A 22,051-nucleotide genomic window follows, 5' to 3' on the forward strand; every position below is an offset into this window, starting at 1 on the left:
CTTGCTTGGCTTTGGCCGGGCGGCCGGGACCGACGCCGCCCGAGACCGGCAGCAAGGGGTCGGGCGTGATGATCGAGCGGCCGACGCCGACTTTCAGTTCGGCACGGGCGATCGAGGCCAGCGAACAGGCAAGAACCAATAGTGTGAGTAATCGCAAGTGGCGCATGGTGTTTTCTTCGGCTATGGGGGTGGCGAGGGCGGGATACGTCAGGCTTCAATTACTAACCTCCCTGACGGGGCATTCGCAAGAGGGGAGGTCCGTGGCCCAGGGGCAATCGCCGGCCCTCGCCTGAGTTGCAGTCGGCGCGGTCGCGGTCGACAATCGGCACTTACTGTAGCGCGGCGGCGACGGGCCGCCGGCAGCTGATGCCGAATGACTTGACCGCTTGAAGAGGCCGCATGAAGTTCTTGGTTCGTTTGGGATGGATCACCCTGTCTTTGGCGATCGCGCTAAGCGGCAGTGTTCCGGCGACGGCACGTGATATTTTTGCTCGCGAGAATCTGATCGCCTGGTGCATCGTGCCCTTCGATGCCGCACGTCGCGGCCCGGAAGAGCGGGCCAAGATGCTCGCCGACCTGGGTTTGCACCAGTTGGCCTACGATTGGCGCGACGAGCATATCCCGCAATGGGACGAAGAAATCGCGGCCATGCGCCGGCACGACGTACGGATCGTCGCCTGGTGGATGGCGCCAACGACGCTCAACGAGACGAACCGCAAGATTCTCGACGTCGTTCGCCGTCACCAGTTGAAGTTGCAATTCTGGGTGCTTGTTTCCGATCCCGATCCGCAGTTGCCTCAGGCCGAGCGAGTGCGCGCGGCGGCCACGGCGATCCGGCCGCTGGCCGTCGAGGCGAAGCAACTTGGCTGCCAGGTCGGTTTATACAACCACGGCGGCTGGTTCGGCGAGCCGGAAAACCAGATCGAGATTCTAAAGGAGTTGACCTCGTCGACGGACGGGCAACCGCAGCTCGACAATATCGGCCTGGTGTACAACTTGCACCACGGCCACACGCACCTCGATCGCTTCCCCGCTTTGTTGCAAAAGATCAAGCCGTGGCTGTATGCGCTGAATCTCAACGGCATGACGGCGCATGGCGACGAGCGAGGCGAAAAGATTCTGCCAATTGGCACTGGCGAGTTGGATATGCAACTGTTGCGCACGATTCGCGACAGCGGCTACCAGGGGCCTATCGGCATTCTGAATCACACCGATCTCGACGCCCGGGCACGGCTGGCGGACAACCTGGCCGGACTCGACTGGCTGGTCCGACAACTTAACGGTGAGCCCGCCCGACCGCGTCCCAAGATGGAGACGTATCCGGACGCGCCGGCGCCCAGGACGAGCGGAGCAAAGCCCGAGCCACAGAAAGACCAATCGAGCAACCAAACGCCCAACGAACAAGCAACCGCCGAGCGAGCACAGCTCACCGAACTTGTGACCGCCGCGCATAAATCGGGTGACGCGAGGAACGGGGCCCTCGTCTTCGCTTCGGCCAAGTTTGCCTGCCTGTCGTGTCATCGCGTGGGCGAACAAGGAGGCGCAGTCGGGCCGGAATTGAGCAAGATCGGCAGTACGGCTTGCCCCGAAGATATTGCCGAATCGCTGTTGTGGCCCAAGCGCAAGGTAAAGCCCGAGTTCGTGGCTTCGTCGATCATCACCGACAGCGGTTCGCTGCATCAGGGCTATATCGTAAAAGAGAGCGCGGGCGCGGTGACGATTCGCGACACGGCGACGGGCGAAGTGAAAACAATTCCCGCAAGCGAAATCGCCGAACGCGCCGTGGTCGGCACGCTCATGCCTGAGGGTTTGAGCGCCGCCATGACCGAGAGAGAGCGGCGCGACGTAGTGCGGTTTCTTATGGAGCTACGCGATCCGGCTGAAGGGAACGAGGGTATCTCGGCCATGGCGCACCTCCCCGGCAAATTCACCTACGACTTTGCGCCGCTTCAGCCCGCGCGCTGGCGCTACGCCGGACACCGCGTAAATCGGCAGCGGCTTTACGATTTCTACGCCAAGGAGGCAGATTACTTTCGCGACCGCTCGGTGGCCGTGCTGCCGGCTTACCCGGGGCTCGACGGCGGCGAACTTGGCCACTGGGGGAATCAAAACGAGGAAACCTGGCGCGATGATCGCTGGAATCAAATGGATTCTGGCAGCGTGCTGTGCGGCATTGTGCAGTGCGGGCCAAAAACCGTGGCCCGTGGCGTGTGTGTGAAACTCGGCGACGCAAAACTCGGCGAGGCGAATCTGGGGCGTCGTGGCGACATGGCCGCCTGCTTCAATGCCGACACGCTCGAGTATGAAGCCGTCTGGCAAGGCGGCTTCGTGAAGTTCTCGCCCGTGCGGCACGGCTTTGTCGATGCGCTGGCGATCGACGGCCGCTCGGTGGAGTTCGCGGTCGAGCAACTGCCGGCCGGCACGCGACATTATCGCGGCTATTATCGGAACGGATCGCAGGTCGTCTTTGCCTATGAGATCGACGGCCGAATGTACCTCGACGCTCCGCGCATCGAGGATGGAAAGTTCTCGCGGCTCGTCGCGCCGGCCGATGAGCATCCGCTACGCGAGCTTCTGAAAGGCGGCCCGGCACAATGGCCGCAGGTTTTGGAAACGCACGGCAGCTTGGGCGGCGACGATGCGGCTTACACGATCGATACGATCACGGCGCCTGTCGACAACCCTTGGCGATCGCTGATGTTTTTCGGCGGCCATGATTTTCTTCCCGACGGCTCGGCCATGGTCTGCACGATGCACGGGGAAGTTTGGCACGTTACGGGGCTCGACCGCGAACTGGCGCACGTGCGCTGGAAGCGCTTTGCCGCCGGGCTGCATCATCCCCAGGGGCTCGTTGTCAGCGGCGATGCGATTTACGTCCTGGGACGAAACCAGGTCACGCGCCTCCACGATCTGAACCACGACGACGAAGCCGATTTCTACGAGTGTTTCAGTCAGGCGTTCGAGACGTCGACCGCTGGCCATGATTTCATCTGCGGATTAGAGCGTGACCCGGCCGGAAACTTCTTCACGGTCTCGGGCAACCAGGGATTGTTGCGCATCGCGCCCGACGGCGCGCGGGCGGACGTCATAGCGACCGGCTTTCGCAACCCCGATGGGTTAGGGCTGTTGCCCGACGGTTCGGTCACGGTGCCCAGTTCCGAAGGAGAATGGACGCCGACCTCGATGATCAATCTGGTGCCGCACGTGGCGGCGACGGCGCAAGAAAAGATCGTCCCGACGCCCGCAACCACGACGCCGCATTACGGCTACCGTGGCCCGATGGGCGATCGGCCACCCGAATTGCCGCTAGTGTTCTTGCCGCGCGGATTGGACAACTCGAGCGGCGGGCAGACGTTTGCCGAGAGCACGAAGTGGGGGCCCGCCGCGGGCCAGATCGTACACCTCTCCTATGGAGCGGGCACTTATTTTCTCGTCTTGCGCGATCAAGTCGGCGGCCAGGCACAAGGCGCGGTAGTGCCTATGCCGGGCGACTTTGCCTCGGGCCCACATCGGGCGCGTTTCTCACCACATGATGGTCAACTCTATGTGACCGGCATGGCTGGCTGGGGGACGTATACCGCGGAAGATGGTTCGTTCGAACGCGTGCGCTACACGGGTAAGCGAACTCAATTGCCCATCGCGTTCCACGTGCATGAAAATGGTGTGCGCGTTTCTTTCGCCGAGCCCGTCGATGCACGCATGGCTGGTGATGCGGCGCGGCAATTTGCCCAGGTTTGGAACTATCGCTACAGCAGCGCCTACGGATCCGAAGAATATGCTCCGTCGCACTTCGGACTCGTGGGGCACGATCGGCTGGCCGTCACCGCGGCACATGTGCTTCCCGACGAGAAGACGGTCTTCCTCGAGATGCCTGGGTTACAACCGGTGAATCAATTGCACTTGCGGTTGCAGGTCGATGAGAACGAGCGGACCGAGATGTTCGTCACGGTACACGCACTCGATAGACCGTTTACCGACTTGCCCGGTTATCAACCGGTCGCGAAGACGATCGCACCGCATCCGCTGTTGGCGGATCTGGAACTGCTGAAGAACCCGCCACCGCCCAATCCGTGGCGAGCGCACATTGCCGGTGCGCGCGATATAACGGTCGAGGCCGGCAAGAACCTCAGCTTCGCCACGCGGTCGTTCACAGTGCGCGCGGCTGAACCGATTCAGCTGACTTTCGTCAATCCCGACGTGGTGCCCCACAACTGGGTGCTGCTAAAGCCTGGGGCGCTTGTGCGTGTCGGCGAGATGGTGAATCGGATGGTGGCCGATCCGGAGGCCGTCGCGCGGCATTACGTGCCGCGCACCGACGATGTCCTCGTCTACACCGACATCGTGCCGGCGGGAGGCAAGTTCTCGATCAGTTTCCGGGCGCCGGACTCGCCGGGGCGCTACCCATATCTCTGCTCGTTCCCGGGGCACTGGATGGTCATGAACGGGCAGTTGATCGTCGAGTGAGTCGCGCCGCGCGATGAGTGCCGTGAGGGCAAGCCTGTGCCATGCTTATTCGCCTTAGGCGAATAAGCATGCGTCGAAAATACGTGACATGGCGTCGCGGGTGTGAGCCGCGAGCGAGCCGTTAGTTGCCGGGGCCCACGGCGCCGGTGCTCAGGCCCTGGAACAGCGTGAAGTTGAAGGGAACCACGCCGTACAAGCCGCGGGTGAAAATCAGGCTGATCGCGTCGTCCACGACCAGGATCGCCCGCTTCGGCACCACCACCACGTCCGAATCGCGCAGCCAGATTTCGTCCGCGGGGCAGGGCGCGTGGCCGAACAGGGCTTTGCACACCGTCAGTTGCGTGGCCATCAAGTTCCAGCACTCGTCGCGGCGGAAGACCACGATGTGGTTCACGTTGCCGCCCACGTTCCAACCGCCCGCCAAGGCGATCGATTGCATCAAGGTCGTCGGGCCGGTCAACTCGTAGCGCCCCGGTTGCCTCACTTCGCCAACGACGAACACGTAGCGCGGGGCACGCTCAATGAGGATCGGCGTGACTTCCAGCCCTTGCACTAGCTGCGTGTACCGTACGTCGATCTCGCGCTTCAATTCGTTCAAGGTCAGACCTTGCGTCGGAATCGAGCCCAGGCCAGGCAATTGGATCGTGCCGTCCGGCGTGACGCGGGCCTCGCGCTGCTGACCGCCGATACCCTGCCGGGCGTCGACCGTGGCCCGCAACTCTTGCAGACGCGTGTTGAGCTTGATCGGCGTGACGGTGATAGACGGATCTTGGATGTACTTCTTGTAGCGCTCGTCGAGGTCCTTGCGTACTTCCTCGACCGACCGGTTCGCCACCTTCACCTGCCCCAACAACCGCAAGGTGATCGTCCCGTCGGGCTGAATGATCACCGATCGCTGCACGTCGTCGCTGGTCAGCGACTCGACCGTCACCTCGTCCCCGACCGTCAGCTGATAAGCGTCGGGGCTAGGGATGGTCGTCAAGCGAAAGACCAGGCCCAGCCGATCCGCGACTCGCAAACGGTATTCGGGCACGTGACGCATACGCGCCGGCCCGATGTACTCGCCCTGAGCGAAAACTTGCCAAGGGATGGGGCGGGAATTGTCCCATGTCTGGGCGCTGCACGCGCCTTCGTTCGTTCCGCAGTACACGCCGCAGCGCCACGGCGAGGGCATGGGACACATCCCTTCGACCACGCCCGGCCCGACCGGCAAATTCGCGAACTCGGCTCGCGAGTTGCCCTCGTAGACCGGCCCTGTCAGAGCGTCGGCCGGCGGACCATTCGGCAGCGGCCGCGGCGAGGGCGTGCCCAGCAAGTCCGGCGAAATCGTCTCTGCGTTGTTCGGCACCCCGGCGGGCGTGGGCTGCTGGCCGAGCGTCGTCGCGATGTGCCCGAATTGCACAGCGATCACAAGCGCCGCAAACGCCATGGCGCCTGCTCGCCTACGTGATGATTCTCTAGAGCGTCGCAATTGAAGCATCATTTCGGTCTTTGAATCATCGGGACTGCAAGGGGGCCTGCCTGCACGTTTAGCGCAGCAGCGCCGTTGCGCACCGCGAAACGCCAAGAGTAGGAATCGTCGATCCTCGAATCACCCATGAGAAGTCCCCATAGATCCGGCATAGTTTCCCAGAGGGGTTCCGGATAGTTTGCCTTACCGGCAAAGTCACACGGCACGTGCGAGCAGATGCCGCTAGCAAGCACATTCGTCAGCGGCGCGGCGGACGCCGAGCGGGTTGCGGCGCGGCCTCTCGAAAATCTGGTTCGACGTGATCCAGTCGCTGTGCATCCGACTACCGCATTCGCGACCATCTCGAGCGCCGAATTCCAAGCGGTGTCGGAACTTAGCGCCGCGGATTACAATGGGAATCGGCTCTGTTGGACTGTGCTGGACGCTAGGCGCTTCCCTGAGAAGCCACGAGAATCGATAATGTGTACCACTCCATAAATCGGGGCCTGAAACCCGTACCAGGTGATCGCGGCATGACGCAGCTACGGCATCGGCTCCACAGCATTGACCAAGGGCTCTCGCGACGCAGCTTGCTCAAGCTGGGGGTCGGAGGGATGGGGCTGGGCCTGACCAGCCTTTTGCACGCCCGTTCCTTCGCGCGACCCGCGGAACCCAGCAGCCTGCCGCCTTTGAAGGCGTGCATTATCGTCTTCTACTACGGCGGTCCCAGCCATATCGATACGTACGATATGAAGCCGGATGGCCCGACGGAAATTCGCGGCGAGTTCCAGCCCATCGCGACCTCGGCGCCGGGTATCTTCGTGTGCGAGCATCTGCCGCGCATGTCGCGCGTCATGCACAAGGTGGCCCTGGTGCGCAGCATGCACCATCAGAATCGCCTGCACGATTCGGCCTCGACCGAAGCCTTGACCGGCCGCCAGCCGCCGACGGGCGATCGCGAAGAGTTCGCGCCGATCCCGCAGGTGTTTCCCTGCTACGGTGCGTCCTTGAGTTACGTGCGGCGCGATATAACGTTCGAGGTGCCACACGCGGCGTTGCCGTTTGTCTTTCACAATGTCGTGGACGTTCCGTGCCAGGGAGGCGGATTTCTCGGTTCGACTTACAATCCGCTGCAGATCACGGTCGATCCGGACAAAAGAATCTATAGCGCTGGCGCGCTGTCGCTGCCGGCCGGGCAGTCGACGCAATCGATCGTTGACCGGCGGCAGTTGCTAGCCGCGTTGCAGGAACCATCCCTTACCAGCGCGACCGCGCCACCGGTGCGGCGGTGGCAGTCGACAAGTGAGAAGGCTTATCAACTGCTGGAATCGGAATCGTTGCGGCAGGCGCTCGATTTGTCGCAAGAGTCATCATCCTTGCGCGATCGATACGGTTATGGTCCGAAGCCGGCGACCGTTGGCTCGGGGGGCGGCGGTGGCAACGGCGCGGAACTCGGTTTCGGCCAACAGATGCGCGGGCAGAACCTGCTCTTGGCGCGCCGCCTGGTCGAGGCGGGTGTGCCGTTTGTCAATGTTTTCGATTTCCGCCAGCAAGGGCAGAATTGGGACGCCCATTTCCACAACTTCGCGCAGCACAAGTCGCATCTTTTGCCGCTGGCCGATCAATCGCTGTCGGCGTTGATCGAAGACCTCGACGCCCGCGGGCTGCTCGATACGACGCTCGTGGTGGCGATGGGAGAATTTGGTCGTACACCGAAGATCAATAAAGACGGAGGTCGCGACCACTGGCCCGATTGCTACTCGGTGCTGTTGGCCGGCGGCGGCGTCCATGGCGGAGCGGTCTACGGGGCGAGCGATCGCAGCGGGGCACTGCCCGCGCGTGATCCTGTCACACCGGCCGACCTGGCGGCCACGATCTTCTGGCGCTTCGGGATCGATCCGACGTCCGAAATCCATGACCTGACCGGCCGCCCCTGGAAGATTGCCGACGGCCAGCCGATCCGCGCGCTTTTCTCGTAGCGCGATCGTCACCGCCCAGCACGCGCGATGTGGTGATCTTTTCTGAGGATGGGCAAGCCGGTTTCTGGAGGACCGCGGATGAGCGCGCAGCAATCTCGAGTGGCCATCGTCACGGGGGCCGGAAGCGGCATCGGCAAGGCCAGCGCGCTGGCGCTACTGCGCGATGGTTATTGCGTGGTCCTGGCCGGGCGCAGGGATGCGCCGCTGGTGGCCACGGCCCAGGAATCAGCCGCCGGTGAGCGGGCGCTGCCGATCGTCACGGACGTTACCCATCCGGACTCGGTGCGCGCGTTGTTCGCCGCGACCAGGCAGAAGTTTGGCCGGCTCGACGTGCTCTTCAACAACGCCGGGATCAGCGCTCCGCCGGTGCCACTCGAGGACCTCACCGCCCACCAGTGGCAAACGGTCGTGGCTACGAACCTCACTGGGCCATTCCTGTGTACGCAAGAAGCCTTCCGGATAATGAAGGAGCAGGACCCGATCGGCGGCCGGATCATCAACAATGGATCGGTCTCAGCCCACGCCCCGCGCCCGAATTCCGCCCCCTACACGGCCACCAAGCACGCCATCACCGGACTGACGAAATCGACCTCGCTGGACGGCCGCAAGTACAACATTGCCTGCGGGCAGATCGACATCGGCAATGCCTTGACCGAAATGGCTATGCGCATGACGCAGGGAGTGCCGCAGGCCGACGGCACGATCAAAGTCGAGCCGACGATGGACGTGAACCACGTGGCGAACATGGTTCTGCACATGGCCAATCTGCCGCTCGAGGCCAATGTGCAATTCGTCACCGTCATGGCCACGAAAATGCCGCTGGTCGGTCGCGGCTGAGGCAGGTTCGCCGGCGCGCTCACGGCGCCGCAAAATCGGCAGGCCTCCTCATCGATTCTTAACAGGACTATGCGAAGCTGTCCCGAGCTTTGCGGAATGCCTTCCGCTGTGTCGACGACGAGGAGCCGATCATGCCCACAGAAGTTCACATCGGAGACATTTTTCCGACACGGCTGGTAACGACCACGCTGACAGACGTGAACAACGAGCAGTTGGTAAAGATTGTCTACGCCTTGCACGAGGCGGGCTGCAACATAACGGGCCCGCGCGTGCAAAGCGAGCAAACCCAGGGAAACTTGCTGGCCATCGAGCATCCGGCAATCGTGGCGCTGCGCAGGGCGTTCGTGCAAATCATCAGCGCCGTGACGCGCGGCGAAGATTACGTGCTGCAGGTGTACGGCTGGGCGAACATCGTCCGCCGCAGCGACCATGAACAGGATCCCGGCCACAATCACCTGCCCTTTCATTGGAGTGCGGTTTACTATCCGCAGGTGCCGTCTCTGCGGGGGACGGAAGGGAATCTGGTCTTTTATGATTCGAAAGACGTGTATACCCCGTCGGCGCCTGTGACCATCGCGCCGAAAACCGGCTTGTTCATCATGTTCCCCTCGTGGCTGCGCCACAAAGTGCTGCCGCTGAAGGATGCTACTGAGGATCGAATTTCGATCGCGCTCAACGCCGTCTGCGGCCTATCGCCCACGGCGCCTGTCATGGCGCTTCCGCATCGCTTGAAGAAGCGCGCGCCGGGTGATGATCAGCCGCAGGAACTCGATCCGTCGGCCGCTCCTGACTTTCCTTACGCCGATCTAATCTGACACGACCAAGAAAAGACTTCATGCGACCGGAGGAGTTCTATGATTTACCGCACGCGGGGCAAGCAATCCTTGGACGGTGGTCGCCGCACGCGGCGGGCGGTCGCGGCAGCGTGGCTCGCCCTTTTTGTCGCTACACGCACGGCATGCGGGGACGATTACCTCGAATCTCATCGGTTCGCCGCACCCGAGGCGACCCAGGCGGCCGCGGCCGACGAGCGGTTCGTCTACGCCATCGCCAACAAAGTCGTCGCCAAGTACGACCGCGAGAGGCAGCAACTCGTGGCACGCAGCACGGGCGAAGCGACGCACTTGAACACGGGGTTTTTTCTCGGCGGCAAGATGTACTGCGCCCACTCGAATTTCCCGCAGAAGCCCGATCGCAGCGACATCAAGATTCTCGACCCCAAGACGATGGTGCTGGAAACGTTCAAGGACTTTGGCGCGAGCGACGGCAGCCTGACGTGGGCGGTGTTCGAAAAAGGGGCCTGGTGGTGCAACTTTGCCTTTTACGGCGAGGAAAATCGCAAGACCTACCTTGCACGACTTGAGGATTGGCGCGAAGTCGCGCGCTGGACCTATCCTGCGGAGGTCGTCAAAGCCTTCGGCAAGAACAGCGCGTCATGCGGCATCTGGCGCGACGGCCAATTATTGATCACCGGGCATGACGAGCGCGAAATCTTCGTTCTCGAGATTCCTGATCAAGGCCAGCGAGTTCTCAACCACGTTCGCACCGTGGCCGCGCCGTTCACGGGCCAAGGTTTCGCCGTCGATCCAGTGAGTCAGGGATTGATCGGCATTGATCGCGCCGCGCGGCAGATCGTGTTTGCGAAGTGAAGGGAACCGATTTTTGCATGCGTCCGCTGATCATGCACATCAAACGCCGCCTGCGCTTGCTTTCCCTGGCGAGACGTTGCGGCTGAGCCAATCCGCAAAGCGTGTTGTTCCCAGGCGCGGCTCTTTTCCCGGCACAAGGCTTTGATCGTTGACCGGTGTGCCGAAGTACCAGGCCGTCGGATCGGCAACCACCTTGCGCGGATCACCACTGGCTTTTAAAAACTGCTCGACGAGCTGGGTCATGCGGATGGGCTCGGGTCCCGCCACTTCGATCATGTCGTTTTGCGGTTCCGCGGTCGCGACAACCGCGAGCGCCGCGGCGACGTCGTCGGCCGCCATCGGCTGCATGAGGACCGGGGGCAAGCGGACGGTCTGGCCGTCCGTGCCTGACTGCGCGATCCCTCCGACGAACTCGAAGAACTGCGTCGCGCGAACGATCGTGTAGGGGATGTGTCCCGCCTTGATCAAGTTTTCTTGCGCCAACTTCGCGCGAAAGTAACCCATCTCTAACAGGCGCTCGGTGCCGACGACCGACAGGGCGACGTGATGTCGCACGCCGGCAGCGGCCTCTTCTCGCTGAAGGTTGCGTCCCGATGCCTCGAAGAACTCCATGGCCGGCTTTTCGTCGAACGTGGGAGAATTCGCCACGTCGACCACGACCTGGGCGCCGGCGAGCGCCGCGCTCAAACCTTGCCCCGTGACTGCGTTAACTCCCGACGAAGGTGATGCCGGCAGAGCCTCATGGCCCCGTTCGCGAAGCTTCTCGACGAGTTTCTTTCCGATCAAGCCGCTGCCGCCGACGACTACGATCTTCATGACAAGGCCTCCGATTGCGCCGTCTTGGTGGCTGCTGATTGGTTTTCACATCGTACCATCGACCCAGGAACGGCATTCTAATCCAATTCTAAGAGTTGTGGCGACGTTGGAACATCGAGACCGGGCATCGTGCGCATCGAGCCGGTTCTCGTCCGTCAACTCGATACCTGAGTTCTTCAAGGAGGTAGTCGTCCGCCTCGTGCAGAGGCGCACCAGCCGTCATCGGAAACCCGCACGGGAAATGACATCTTTTGCGATGACAGACGGAACGATATCATCACGGTCAGGCACGGTCGCCCCGGTGCGTCAGGCACGGTCGCCCTGATACGGATGAGCACTCAATTCTTTCTACTTGCCGAAACGGCCACAGGCGCTGCGTCAATCTTCGCGCCTGCGTCGCCCCCTGCCGAGTCGATTCGCGCTCTTTCGATTCTCGTCCTCGCGATTACCCTGGGCATATTCTTCGTCGTGGAAGGGGTGCTGCTCTACTGCCTGGTCCAGTTTCGCAAGCAAAAGAGCGCCAAAGAGGGGACCGAGCCCGCGCAGGTGTACGGTAGCAAGTCGATCGAGATTGCCTGGACGGTGGCGCCGGCGCTTGTCGTCTTTACGCTCGTGCTGGTGACCACGCGTACGCTGTGGGAGGTCGAGATGCCCGTCCCCGAGCCAAAACTGGACGACAACACCCTGTTTGTCACGGTCGTCGGGCGGCAGTGGTGGTGGGAATATCAGTATCAAAACTACAACGGGCAGTCGATCGGTTTCGTAACCGCCAACGAATTGCACGTTCCGGCCAGTGACGTGCGGACGCCGCGGCGCGTCTATCTGACGCTCAAGTCGGCCGACGTCTGTCACAGCTTCTGGGTCCCCCGGCTGGCCGGTAAGACCGACCTGATACCGGGTCGCGAGAATTCGATGTGGTTTCAGACCGACGAGCTGGGGCTTTTCGTAGGCCAGTGCGCCGAGTATTGCGGAACACAGCACGGGGGCATGCTGTTGCGCGTATTCGTCGACGAGCCGGCCGATTTCGAGCGTTGGCTGGAAGAGCAGAAGCGTCCGGCGGTCAGTGATTCATCGGTCGAAGAAGGTCGCCTGGCTTTCCTTGGCCAATCGTGCGTGAACTGTCATCGTGTGCGCGGCACGCCGGCCGACGGCACGTACGCGCCCGACCTGACGCATTTGATGAGCCGCACCACCTTGGCTTCCGGCCTGATCGAAAACAACGAAGAGAATTTGCGCCGGTGGATCGCTGATCCACAGAACGTCAAAGAAGGCTGTTTGATGCCGGCCTTTGGTCTTTCCGACCGTGAGCGAGATTTGATCGTCGACTATCTGCTTTCCTTGCGCTAGGCAGCTATGGCCCTTGCAGAACACCCATCCGCCGTCCCGCCAGCGACGCCGCTTACGCGACCGCACTGGACGGCCATTTTGCACGAATGGGTCGTCACGGTCGATCACAAGCGGATCGGCATCATGTACGTGTTGATGGCCGTCGTGTTCCTCGTGATCGGCGGTTGCGAAGCGCTGGTGATGCGCTGGCAGCTCTTTTATCCGCGCAACGACGTCGTCGGCCCCGATTTCTTCAACCAGATGTTCACCATGCACGGCACCACGATGGTGTTTTTCATGGGGATGCCGATTCTGATCGGGATGGGCAATTACCTGGTGCCGCTCATGATTGGCGCGCGCGATATGGCGTTTCCGCGCCTCAATGCCTTCGGCTTTTGGGTCACACTGTTTGGTGGCCTCTTGGTGTATTTCAGCTTTGCCACCGGCGGGGCGCCGGCTTTGGGTTGGTTTGCCTATGCGCCGTTGACCGAGCGTACCTTTGCCCGCAGCTCAGCGACCGACCTGTGGGCTCTCGGATTGATCGTTAGTGGCACCGGCACCTTGGCTGCCGGCGTCAACTTCATCGCCACGATCCTGGCGATGCGCGCGCCGGGCATGGAGCTGCGCAAGATACCGTTCTTTCCCTGGACCATGCTGTGGACCTCGGTGCAGATCCTGCTGGCGATCCCACCGCTGACCGCCGGCCTGGTCATGGTGCTGCTCGATCGAAGGTTGGGGGCGCACTTCTTCGATCCGCAGACTGGTGGCTCTGCCCTTTTATGGCAACACATGTTCTGGTTCTTCGGGCACCCCGAGGTGTACATCCTCATTCTGCCCGTGTTTGGCATGGTGTCCGAGATCATACCGGTCTTCTCGCGCAAGGTGCTGTTTGGCTTCGAGTTCATGGCCGCGGCCATAATGGCCATCGCCTTTATCAGCATGGGCGTCTGGGCGCATCACATGTTCACGGTCGGCATGAGCCGTACGCTCGACATGTACTTCGCTATCGCGAGCCTATTGATCTCGATTCCGACCGGCATCAAGTTTTTCAACTGGCTGGCCACCATGTACGGTGGGCGGATTTCACTCGCCTCGCCCATGCTCTTTGCCTGCGGCTTTTTGTCGATGTTTCTCATCGGCGGATTGACGGGCATCATGCTGGCCCTGGCCCCCTTCGACTTTCAACTCTCGGACAGCTACTTCGTGGTCGGCCACTTCCACTGGGTGCTGATCGGCGGCACGATCTTCGGCACCTTCGCGGGTGTGCATTATTGGTATCCCAAAGTCACGGGCCGCATGCTCAACGAGACGTTGGCCCGCTGGCAATTCTGGCTCTTGTACACCGGGTTTATCCTGACGTTCGGGCCGATGCACATCGCCGGGATGCTGGGGATGCCGCGGCGGATCTTCACGTACGAAGCCGATCGCGCTTGGGATGTTTGGAACCAGGTGTCGACGATCGGAGCGCTCGTGCAAGCACCGAGCTTCTTGATCCTTGTTATCAACCTGTTTGCGTCGCTGAAGTACGGAAAGCTTGCCGGAAACGATCCCTGGGACGCGTGGACTCTTGAATGGGGAACCACTTCGCCGCCGCCGTCGTACAACTTCGAAGTCGTTCCCGAGGTCAAGAGTCGTCGACCGCTGTGGGATCTGAAGCATCCGGAAGATCCCGACTGGCAATACGAAAACGAGAGCTGAACACGTGAACGTCACGGCGACCACCATACATGCGACGACCCGCAATGGCCATGACGCCAGTCCTCAACTGAGCCCCGGCCAGTGGGGGATGCTCGCCTTCCTGCTGTCCGAGGTGGCGCTCTTCAGCACGCTGATCGTCACCTACCTGACGTTTATGGGCCAGGATCGCATCGGCCCGACTCCGGCCGAGGCCCTGTCGCTCCCCTTAGTGGTCGCCACGACGATTTGCCTGTTGTCGAGCAGCGTGACGGTCCACCTGGCCGGCAAGAAGGTGGGGACAAGAGTATTTGCGTTCTGGTGGTCACTGACGATCGTGCTGGGAATCGTCTTTCTCCTGGGTACGGCCTATGAATGGCGCGAACTGATCGAAAGGCATCATTTAACCATCAGCCGTAATCTGTTTGGCTCGACGTATTACACGCTGGTTGGTTTTCATGCCATGCACGTGACGATCGGCGTGCTCGCGATGATCGGCGTGCTGCTGTTTCACCAGACCCACAAGCGCGATGGGCACGACCGCATGCCCGTCGAACTGACCTCTTGGTATTGGCACTTTGTCGATGTGGTATGGATCGTCGTTTTCACGGTGGTCTACCTGATTAGTCGATCCGGAGTCTAGGGGCGCCTCGATGGCAGATTCGCAGCGGCACGAGCCTGATGAAACGACCATCGAAATGCCGCGCCCGACGGCCGCGCCGATCGTGGTGTCGCTGGGGCTCGCGCTCTGCGGTGCGGGACTTGCGATGGGTTGGTTCATGCTGATCGCGGGCGCCGCGATGCTGATCGCGGGGCTGGGAATGTGGGTCCAGCAATTGCTACCGGGCCGTGGTCACGTACACGAGGTCGTTGCCGGGATCGCTGCGCCGGCCGTGGCCCCCAGGCCCTCGCAGCGCGTCGAAAAACTGGTGGCCGGAAAACCCGGCTATCGCCTGCGCATGCCTGAGAAAGTCCACCCGATTTCCGCCGGCGTGAAAGGGGGCATCGTGGCAGGCCTCGTCATGCCGATACCGGCGCTGGCCTATGGACTTTTCAGCGGGCACGGCATTTGGTATCCGATCAACCTGCTGGCCGGCATCGCCATGCCGGGGATTGAAGTGTACAGCGTCGCCCAACTGGAAGAGTTCCGGCCGGGGCTGCTGGTGATTTCCATCGTGGTTCATGCCGTGATGTCGCTGGTCTTTGGTCTTCTGTACGGCGTACTGATGCCGACGCTCCCGAACGTTCCAGAACCGATCGCCTGGGGCGCTCTCTTGATGCCGGCCTTATGGACCGCGGTGAGTTACGTGCTGATGGGCGCGGTGAATCCGGCGCTGCGAGATGGCGTCGATTGGCCATGGTTCATCGCGTCGCAGTTCGTATTTGGCGTCGTAACGGCGGTGGTCGTCATGCGCTCGGCGCGATCGGGGCGAGTGCTGTCCGGAATTCTGGGAGGGCTGTTGGGCGGGGCGACCATGGCATTGCCCGCCATCGCGTGGAGCCTGCTTACCGGACGGGGGTTCTGGTATCCGGTGAACCTCTTGGCCGGCATGACGATTCGCGGCGTCGACGCGGCTTCGCCCGAGGAGTTGATGCAATTCAACTCCGAGTGGTTTGCCTCCTCCTTGGTGATCCACGCCGTGATATGTACCGCATTTGGCGTCATCTATTCCTTGTTCTTGCCGAAAGCACGGCCGATTCCCGCGCCCCTGGCCTGGGGAGGTCTCGTGTTGCCCCTGTTGTGGACCGCCGCCAGCCACGGCCTGATGGGCGTGGTCAATCCGGTCTTGCAGGAGCGCGTGGACTGGCCGTGGTTCATCGTTTCGCAATTCGTCTTCGGTGTGACCGCCGCGATCGTGGTCGTCCGCTCCGAAATGATTGTCGTTCCGCCGGCCGGCGCCGGTCCTGACTCGCTCTCAGAATTTGTGCAGGGCTAACCGTGATTCGCGTACGAGCAACAACCAGAGTCGACGCGACATCTCGCTGCGTCTGTGCGCTCGTCGTCCTCGGGTCGTTCGCAGCGGGCTGCGACTTGCGCGGCCGGCCGAATCCCGACGATCGCCCCGTTCCTGCAAACGCGGTCGTCGATTTTGACACTTTGTATCGCGTGAACTGCGCCGGCTGTCACGGCGCGGAGGGAAGTTTTGGCGCGGCGCCGCCGCTCAACGATCAACTGTTTCTCGAGATCGTTCCCGATGAAACTCTGCACGAGGTCATCCGCCGCGGACGGGAGGGCACCCCCATGCCCGCGTTCAGCACGGAGTATGGCGGCACGCTCACCGACGAGCAGGTGCAGGCTCTGGCAAATGGCCTGAAGTCGCATTGGCTGGAAGGCGCGAAAAGCGAAGCCAAGAATGCGCCGGCGTATCTCGTCGGTAACGAAATGACGATCGGCGAAGAGACGGCGCTCGGCGCACAGCTCTTCGCCGATGCCTGCGCTGGTTGTCACGGCGAGAATGGCCAAGGAGGTAGCGCCGGTCCACTCGACGACGCATCGTTCTTGGCGCTCATCAGCGATCAGGCCTTGCGGCGGATCGTGATTACCGGTCGACCCGATCTTGGCATGCCGACGTTCGCCGGCGATGACGGTCGTGATGGGGATTTCAAGCCGCTCACCTCGCGACAAGTGTCGGCGATCGTGGCGCTTTTGGCCGAATGGCGCGCGGCAAGTCCTGCACAAGCTGGTCACGGGCCGCTGGTCGGCGAAGCACGGCACGGAGCAAAACAATGACGCCTTCTGACCAGCCCGGGGTTACTGCAGAGCCGGTGCGGCGACCGTTCTTTCGCCTGCTGACGTTCCTTACCGGAGGCATTGCGGCCGCCGCGGCCGGTATTCCGATTCTGCAATACTTCTTTTCGGAAAAGCCGAAAGAGACGATTTGGGTACCGCTAGGGTTGGCGAAGGATTTTCGTGAAGGAGAAACCCGGCAGGTCACGTTCGACAATCCGCTGCGTCAGCCGTGGGACGGCATCGTCGCGCACACGGGCGTCTTTGTTCGCAATGAAGGCGTTGATGGCCAGGGGAAGCCGCGTTTTCTGATCCTGGCCGCGAATTGTGCGCATCTTGGTTGCCCCGTCTCCTGGTTTCCACAGTCGGGGTTGTTCATGTGCCCCTGTCACGGCGGCGTTTACTACGCCAACGGCGCCCGGGCCTCGGGACCGCCGCCACGCGGGCTCTTTCATTGCGTGTGGCGCATCGAAGACGAGCGGCTCGAGATCCAGGCTCCGCATTATCCCACGTTGCAAGACACGCTTGATCGCGCGCGCGATTCGCGTGCACTCGCCTGCGATTCACACGACGCCAGTTCGCACGACGCCACTTTGCACGACGCTGATGAGCAACTGTCATGAGACGTATCTTCGCGGCCCTAGGTACATGGCTCGACAGTCGGCTCGGCTTCACCGAGACGATCTGGCCCATGATGCGGCATCCCATCCCCCGCGGCGCCGCGGGGCCGATGGGCTGGTGGTATGTCTTTGGCAGCGCGTCGATGACGCTTCTGATGCTGCAAATCGTGACCGGAATCGGCCTGGCGCTCGTCTACGTACCGGCGGCCGACAAGGCGTATGAGAGCCTGCTTTATCTCGATTACGAGCAACCGGCCGGCTGGTTCCTCCGCGCGCTGCACTACTACGCGGGGTCGGGCATGGTGGTGCTCGTGCTCGCCCACATGACGCAGGTGTTTCTGCACGGAGCGTACAAGTACCCACGTGAGTTGACCTGGATACTGGGCGTGGTGCTGCTGTTGTGCACGTTGGGCATGTTCTTCACCGGCCAGGTGCTTCGCTGGGACCCTGACGCCTACTGGGGCCTCGCGGTAGCCGGATCGATGGCGGGCCGTGTCCCTGTGATGGGGCCGCGCGTCGTGCAAATGGTGCTCGGCGGCGCGATCATCGGCGGCGACTCGCTCAGCCGCTTCTTCACGCTTCATGTGTTCGTCATCCCGGGCGCCTTGCTGATGGCGCTTGCCGTGCATTTATGGCTGGTGCTCAAGTGCGGCGTCAGCGCGCCGCCGGTCCCTGGCGAGATCGTTGATCCGCGCACTTACGACGCCGCCTATCATGACCAGCTCAAACGTGACGGCGTTCCCTTTTTCGGCGATGCGCTGCTGAAAGACATATTCTTTTCCTCGCTGGCGGTCATCGTCGTCGTGGCGCTCGCGGCGATGCTCGGTCCGAAAGGGCCCAGCGGTGTCCCCGATCCCGCGATCGGCGGCGCCAATCCGCGCCCCGAGTGGCCCTTTCTGTGGCTCTTTGCTCTTCTGTCGTTGAGCCCGCCGGAAACCGAGACGTTCATCATTCTGGTCTTTCCGGTGATCCTGATCGGACTGCTGTTCTTGGTTCCTTTTTTGAGCAATCGTGGCGAGCGCGCGCCCAGCCGGCGGCCAGTGGCCGTCCTCGCCGTCGTCGTCATTTACTCCGTGTTGGCAACATTAACGTACGAAGGAGCCACGGCTCCCTGGTCGCCCGATATGACAGCCTGGAGCGGCGCACCCGTGCCTCAGAGCATGATCGAAGGCAGCAGCCCGCTCCAACTGCAGGGCGCCGTCATGTTTCAGAACAAGAACTGTCGTAACTGTCACGCGCTGGAAGGGGTGGGCGGGAAGCGTGGTCCCGACCTGACGTTCGTCGGCGTGCGGCTCACGCGCGATCAGCTGATCGATCAAATCAGCAACGGCACGCCCGGCGGCGGGAACATGCCGGCCTATGGCCAGCAAATGCGCCCGGCCGAGATGACGGCGCTCGTGGCGTTTCTGGTCGCGAGGCGCCCCGAAAATGAACCGGCCGCGGATGATCCCGCCGTGCCTCAATCGGACGCCTCGACAAAACAAGCTTCCGTTGCCGGCCGCTCGCCGCACAGTGCTCTTGCTGATGACGGTCGTTCACCATGAACGAGACGTTGGATGCCTTCGTTCGCTCCTGGCCCTGGCATCCGTGGCTGTGGGCTTTTGTGGCGTTGAGCATCGCTATCTACGCGCGCGGCTTTGTCTATTGGCACGGGCGGGACCCGGCCCGCTGGCCGCTTGCCCGGCTCATGGCTTTCTTGGCCGCGATGATGAGCGTATTCTTGGCGCTCGGCTCACCGATCGAGCCATTCTCGGCCTTGCTGCTGGAGGTGCATATGCTCCAGCATCTGTTACTGATGATGGTCGCGGCGCCGCTTTTTTGGCTGAGCGCGCCCTTGTTCCCTTTTTTGCGTGGGTTGCCAGCGCCGGTGCGCATCTACTGGGTGATACCGTCATTGCGGTCGCGATTTCTGCGCGAGTTGGGCGCTCGTCTCACGCACCCTGTCACGGCGCTTGCGATTTATGTCGTGGCGACCTGGGGCTGGCACGTTCCTGTTATCTACGAATTGGCACTGCGGTCAACGGCGTGGCATTACGTGGAACATATGTGCTTTCTAACGGCCGCGCTCTTGTTCTGGTACGGCATCGTGCGTCCGTTTCCCAGCCGACCCCGGTGGTCCGCCTGGTTGGTATTGCCAGCGCTCCTCTTGGCCGACGTGCAGAACACGATTCTTTCCGCGCTCTTTACGTTTTCGTCGCGCCCCTTGTATCCCCATTACGCAAACGGTCCGCGCATTGGCGGGATCTCGGCTCTCGATGATCAGCTTGCCGCGGGCGTATTCATGTGGGTGCCCGGCTCGGTGGCGTTTTTGCTGCCGCTGTTCGTGATCGCTGCGCGATTGATGTACGGGCCGCGACCCGCCGCGGCGACGGTGACGAACCGCCGATCGTCGCAGTTGATGCAGTTGCCCGTGCTTGATCAGCCGCCATGGTCAGCTAGCGCGCTTGCGGCCCAGCAGCGAGGATTCGACCTGCTGCGCGTACCGCTGGTCGGACGATTTCTCGCTTGGCGACATGCACGAGTCGCGCTGCAACTGCCACTTTTGGCGCTGGCACTACTGGTGATGGGAGATGGTTTTTTCTCCGCGGCGCCGGGGCCGATGAATCTGGCCGGAGTGCTTCCCTGGATTCATTGGCGGGGAGTTGTGGTATTGGTATTGCTCGTGGGAGGTAACTTCGTCTGCACGTGTTGCCCTTTCACGCTGCCGCGACGATTGCTTGGCCGAGTTCTGCCCGAGGGGCGCGCCTGGCCGCAGTTTCTGCAAAATAAGGGCCTCTCGATCGCGCTGATGCTGGCGTTCTTCTGGGCTTACGAGGCGTATTCGCTGTGGAACAATCCCTGGTTGACCGCCTGGCTCGTGCTGGGATATTTCGTGATCGCTCTGGTCGTAGACTCGCTCTATCGCGGCGGGTCGTTCTGCAAGTATGTCTGTCCGATCGGCCAGTTCAATTTCGTCCTCTCACTGTGCTCGCCGCTGGGAGTAAGTATTCGCAATCCTCAAGTCTGCGCCACCTGCACGACGAAGGAATGCATTCGCGGTAGCCAGACGAGCCCGGGTTGCGAACTGGGGCTCTTCCAGCCGCGCAAGCAGGGCAACATGGATTGCACGTTTTGCATCGACTGCATACACGCCTGCCCACACGAGAACGTCGGCGTGCTTCGCGCCAGCCGCGCGGCGTTATGGCAATCGTGGTCGAATGCGAATATTCGCACCGATCATGCCGTGCTGGTCGCCGTGATTGTCTTCGCGGCATTCGCCAATGCGGCCGGTATGGTCGCCCCGGTGCTTGCCTGGCAGGATCGGGTCGTGCAATCGATCGGCCTCGACCACTTGACGTTGGCAACGCTCAGTTTTTTGCTGCTGTTCGTCGTGCTGCCGACGACCTTGACCGGTATCGTCGTGGCCCTAAGCGCTCGCTCGGTGAGCAAATGGCGCGAGACCTTGTGCCGCTACGGTTACGCGCTCTTGCCGCTGGGATTCGCGATGTGGCTGGCCCATTACGGATTCCACCTTGCGACTAGCTACGGCAGCATCGTGCCGACCACGCAGCGATTCCTCGCCGACCTGGGCCTGGCAGGATTCGGACGACCGCGTTGGGCCTTGTCGTGTTGCGTCGCCGTCGCCGATTGGATCCCCCGCGCCGAGATTCTGGCTCTCGACGTCGGGCTGCTCGCCTCGCTGTACATCGCCTATCGCATCGCGGTCAGGGACCGCGCGCGATTGTTGCTTCGAGAGTTCATTCCCTGGGCGCTGCTCTGCCTGGCACTGTTCGGTGCCGGCGTATGGATCGTTCTTCAGCCCATGGAAATGCGAGGCATGCTCCCGAGCGCCGCCAGTACGATGGCAAGGCTGAATCCATGAAACATTGTTTCGAAATAACGATCCTGCTTCTGGCGGCCCTGTATGCCAGGTCTGCCCGCGCCGATGGTGGTACTGTGCTGATCGCTGCCGATCGCGAGGATTACCGGATCACGGTGCTTGCGTCGCCGACGCCGCTTCGGGCAGGACCGATCGATATCAGCGTGCTGGTTCAAGAGCACGACACCGGACGGGTGGTAGCAGACGCAACGGTCGAAGTTGTCCTAAGGTCGAGCGACGCAAACCAGCGGCCCTTGCAGGCACTGGCGACGAGCGAAGCCGCGACCAACAAGCTTTTCCGCGCAGCGTTATTCAATTTGCCACGGCCGGGGCGCTGGGAACTATCGACCCTCGTGACCGTCGACGGTCAGCGGCTTACGGTCGACGCCGACGTGGACGCGGCCGCGGCCTTGCCACGCTTTTCCGACCTCTGGCTCTGGACGGGTTGGCCGCTGATGGCAATCGCGCTATTCGCCGCGCATCAAGGCCTCGTCTATCGGTCGCGGCGAAGCAGGGGTTGACAAGGTGGCCGCGCCGTTCAGCTCCCCAGCGGCTGCCGCTGCGGTCTCAGGCGTCGGCCGTACCTTCCGATATTCTGATGGCTGTGCCGCCAGCCCCAGGCAATCAGGTATAAGACGTTCGCAATTTG

16 protein-coding genes are annotated in these 22,051 nt (G+C 62.1%); 14 read left to right on the top strand and 2 right to left on the bottom strand.

The features are described from left to right. The first annotated feature begins 399 nt into the window (after positions 1–399). Positions 400–4,464, top strand: coding sequence for a DUF6797 domain-containing protein (locus VHD36_15405; GenBank protein HVU88707.1), 4,065 nt, complete (start codon positions 400–402; stop codon positions 4,462–4,464). A gap of 121 nt (positions 4,465–4,585) precedes the next feature. Here the strand turns inward: VHD36_15405 and VHD36_15410 are convergent, their stop codons facing one another. After that, positions 4,586–5,893: a polysaccharide biosynthesis/export family protein gene (locus VHD36_15410; protein ID HVU88708.1), complete on the bottom strand. Its 1,308-nt coding sequence runs from the start codon at positions 5,891–5,893 to the stop codon at positions 4,586–4,588. Between the two features lie 554 nt (positions 5,894–6,447). Between VHD36_15410 and VHD36_15415 the strand changes: the two genes are divergently transcribed. From VHD36_15415 to VHD36_15430, 4 genes are all read left to right on the top strand, one after another. Next, the gene (locus tag VHD36_15415; protein HVU88709.1) at positions 6,448–7,893 is read left to right on the top strand and encodes a DUF1501 domain-containing protein; all 1,446 of its coding nucleotides are present in this window, start codon (positions 6,448–6,450) and stop codon (positions 7,891–7,893) included. A 78-nt stretch (positions 7,894–7,971) separates the two neighbouring features. Beyond that, positions 7,972–8,730, top strand: a complete 759-nt coding sequence (locus VHD36_15420; GenBank protein ID HVU88710.1) for an SDR family oxidoreductase — start codon at positions 7,972–7,974, stop codon at positions 8,728–8,730. Between the two features lie 131 nt (positions 8,731–8,861). Beyond that, entirely contained in the window at positions 8,862–9,545 is a 684-nt protein-coding gene (locus VHD36_15425) for a putative 2OG-Fe(II) oxygenase (GenBank protein ID HVU88711.1), read from the top strand. 39 nt (positions 9,546–9,584) lie between these two features. Further along, positions 9,585–10,379 (top strand): hypothetical protein, encoded by a 795-nt coding sequence (locus VHD36_15430; GenBank protein ID HVU88712.1) that lies wholly within the window; start codon positions 9,585–9,587, stop codon positions 10,377–10,379. 39 nt (positions 10,380–10,418) lie between these two features. Here VHD36_15430 and VHD36_15435 read toward each other — a convergent pair whose 3' ends face one another. Beyond that, the gene (locus VHD36_15435) at positions 10,419–11,195 is read right to left on the bottom strand and encodes an NAD(P)H-binding protein (protein ID HVU88713.1); all 777 of its coding nucleotides are present in this window, start codon (positions 11,193–11,195) and stop codon (positions 10,419–10,421) included. A 330-nt stretch (positions 11,196–11,525) separates the two neighbouring features. Here VHD36_15435 and coxB point away from each other — a divergent pair, with 330 nt between their 5' ends. The 9 genes from coxB to VHD36_15480 all read left to right on the top strand — a co-directional run bounded on the left by coxB (position 11,526) and on the right by VHD36_15480 (position 21,923). Continuing rightward, positions 11,526–12,542: a cytochrome c oxidase subunit II gene (gene coxB, locus VHD36_15440; GenBank protein HVU88714.1), complete on the top strand. Its 1,017-nt coding sequence runs from the start codon at positions 11,526–11,528 to the stop codon at positions 12,540–12,542. A gap of 78 nt (positions 12,543–12,620) precedes the next feature. Next, the gene (gene ctaD, locus VHD36_15445; protein ID HVU88715.1) at positions 12,621–14,219 is read left to right on the top strand and encodes a cytochrome c oxidase subunit I; all 1,599 of its coding nucleotides are present in this window, start codon (positions 12,621–12,623) and stop codon (positions 14,217–14,219) included. A gap of 4 nt (positions 14,220–14,223) precedes the next feature. Next, positions 14,224–14,838: a cytochrome c oxidase subunit 3 gene (locus VHD36_15450; protein HVU88716.1), complete on the top strand. Its 615-nt coding sequence runs from the start codon at positions 14,224–14,226 to the stop codon at positions 14,836–14,838. 10 nt (positions 14,839–14,848) lie between these two features. Beyond that, positions 14,849–16,132 carry a hypothetical protein gene (locus tag VHD36_15455; GenBank protein ID HVU88717.1) on the top strand — a complete coding sequence of 428 codons (1,284 nt, stop codon included), beginning with the start codon at positions 14,849–14,851 and terminating at the stop codon, positions 16,130–16,132. Between the two features lie 2 nt (positions 16,133–16,134). After that, complete coding sequence (locus tag VHD36_15460) at positions 16,135–16,926, top strand: c-type cytochrome (GenBank protein ID HVU88718.1); 792 nt, start codon at positions 16,135–16,137, stop codon at positions 16,924–16,926. After that, positions 16,923–17,546 carry a Rieske 2Fe-2S domain-containing protein gene (locus VHD36_15465; protein HVU88719.1) on the top strand — a complete coding sequence of 208 codons (624 nt, stop codon included), beginning with the start codon at positions 16,923–16,925 and terminating at the stop codon, positions 17,544–17,546. Before VHD36_15460 ends, VHD36_15465 begins: the two co-directional genes overlap by 4 nt. After that, positions 17,543–19,087, top strand: coding sequence for a cytochrome b N-terminal domain-containing protein (locus VHD36_15470; GenBank protein ID HVU88720.1), 1,545 nt, complete (start codon positions 17,543–17,545; stop codon positions 19,085–19,087). The genes VHD36_15465 and VHD36_15470 overlap by 4 nt, the downstream gene beginning before the upstream one ends. After that, positions 19,084–21,405: a cytochrome c oxidase assembly protein gene (locus VHD36_15475; protein HVU88721.1), complete on the top strand. Its 2,322-nt coding sequence runs from the start codon at positions 19,084–19,086 to the stop codon at positions 21,403–21,405. Before VHD36_15470 ends, VHD36_15475 begins: the two co-directional genes overlap by 4 nt. Continuing rightward, positions 21,402–21,923, top strand: a complete 522-nt coding sequence (locus tag VHD36_15480) for a hypothetical protein (GenBank protein HVU88722.1) — start codon at positions 21,402–21,404, stop codon at positions 21,921–21,923. The genes VHD36_15475 and VHD36_15480 overlap by 4 nt, the downstream gene beginning before the upstream one ends. Positions 21,924–22,051: the final 128 nt, after the last annotated feature.

The organism is Pirellulales bacterium (genome assembly GCA_035546535.1).
In the GTDB taxonomy this organism is placed as follows: Bacteria; Planctomycetota; Planctomycetia; order Pirellulales; family JACPPG01; genus JACPPG01.

Bases quoted from the DNA above. Each gene is read 5' to 3' on its own strand.
- VHD36_15435 (HVU88713.1), bottom strand. From the start codon at position 11,195: ATGAAGATCGTAGTCGTCGGCGGCAGCGGCTTGATCGGAAAGAAACTC.
- VHD36_15410 (HVU88708.1), bottom strand. From the start codon at position 5,893: ATGGCGTTTGCGGCGCTTGTGATCGCTGTGCAATTCGGGCACATCGCG.
- VHD36_15415 (HVU88709.1), top strand. From the start codon at position 6,448: ATGACGCAGCTACGGCATCGGCTCCACAGCATTGACCAAGGGCTCTCG.
- VHD36_15405 (HVU88707.1), top strand. From the start codon at position 400: ATGAAGTTCTTGGTTCGTTTGGGATGGATCACCCTGTCTTTGGCGATC.
- VHD36_15430 (HVU88712.1), top strand. From the start codon at position 9,585: ATGATTTACCGCACGCGGGGCAAGCAATCCTTGGACGGTGGTCGCCGC.
- VHD36_15420 (HVU88710.1), top strand. From the start codon at position 7,972: ATGAGCGCGCAGCAATCTCGAGTGGCCATCGTCACGGGGGCCGGAAGC.
- VHD36_15475 (HVU88721.1), top strand. From the start codon at position 19,084: ATGAACGAGACGTTGGATGCCTTCGTTCGCTCCTGGCCCTGGCATCCG.
- VHD36_15465 (HVU88719.1), top strand. From the start codon at position 16,923: ATGACGCCTTCTGACCAGCCCGGGGTTACTGCAGAGCCGGTGCGGCGA.
- VHD36_15455 (HVU88717.1), top strand. From the start codon at position 14,849: ATGGCAGATTCGCAGCGGCACGAGCCTGATGAAACGACCATCGAAATG.
- VHD36_15425 (HVU88711.1), top strand. From the start codon at position 8,862: ATGCCCACAGAAGTTCACATCGGAGACATTTTTCCGACACGGCTGGTA.
- VHD36_15480 (HVU88722.1), top strand. From the start codon at position 21,402: ATGAAACATTGTTTCGAAATAACGATCCTGCTTCTGGCGGCCCTGTAT.
- coxB (HVU88714.1), top strand. From the start codon at position 11,526: ATGAGCACTCAATTCTTTCTACTTGCCGAAACGGCCACAGGCGCTGCG.
- VHD36_15470 (HVU88720.1), top strand. From the start codon at position 17,543: ATGAGACGTATCTTCGCGGCCCTAGGTACATGGCTCGACAGTCGGCTC.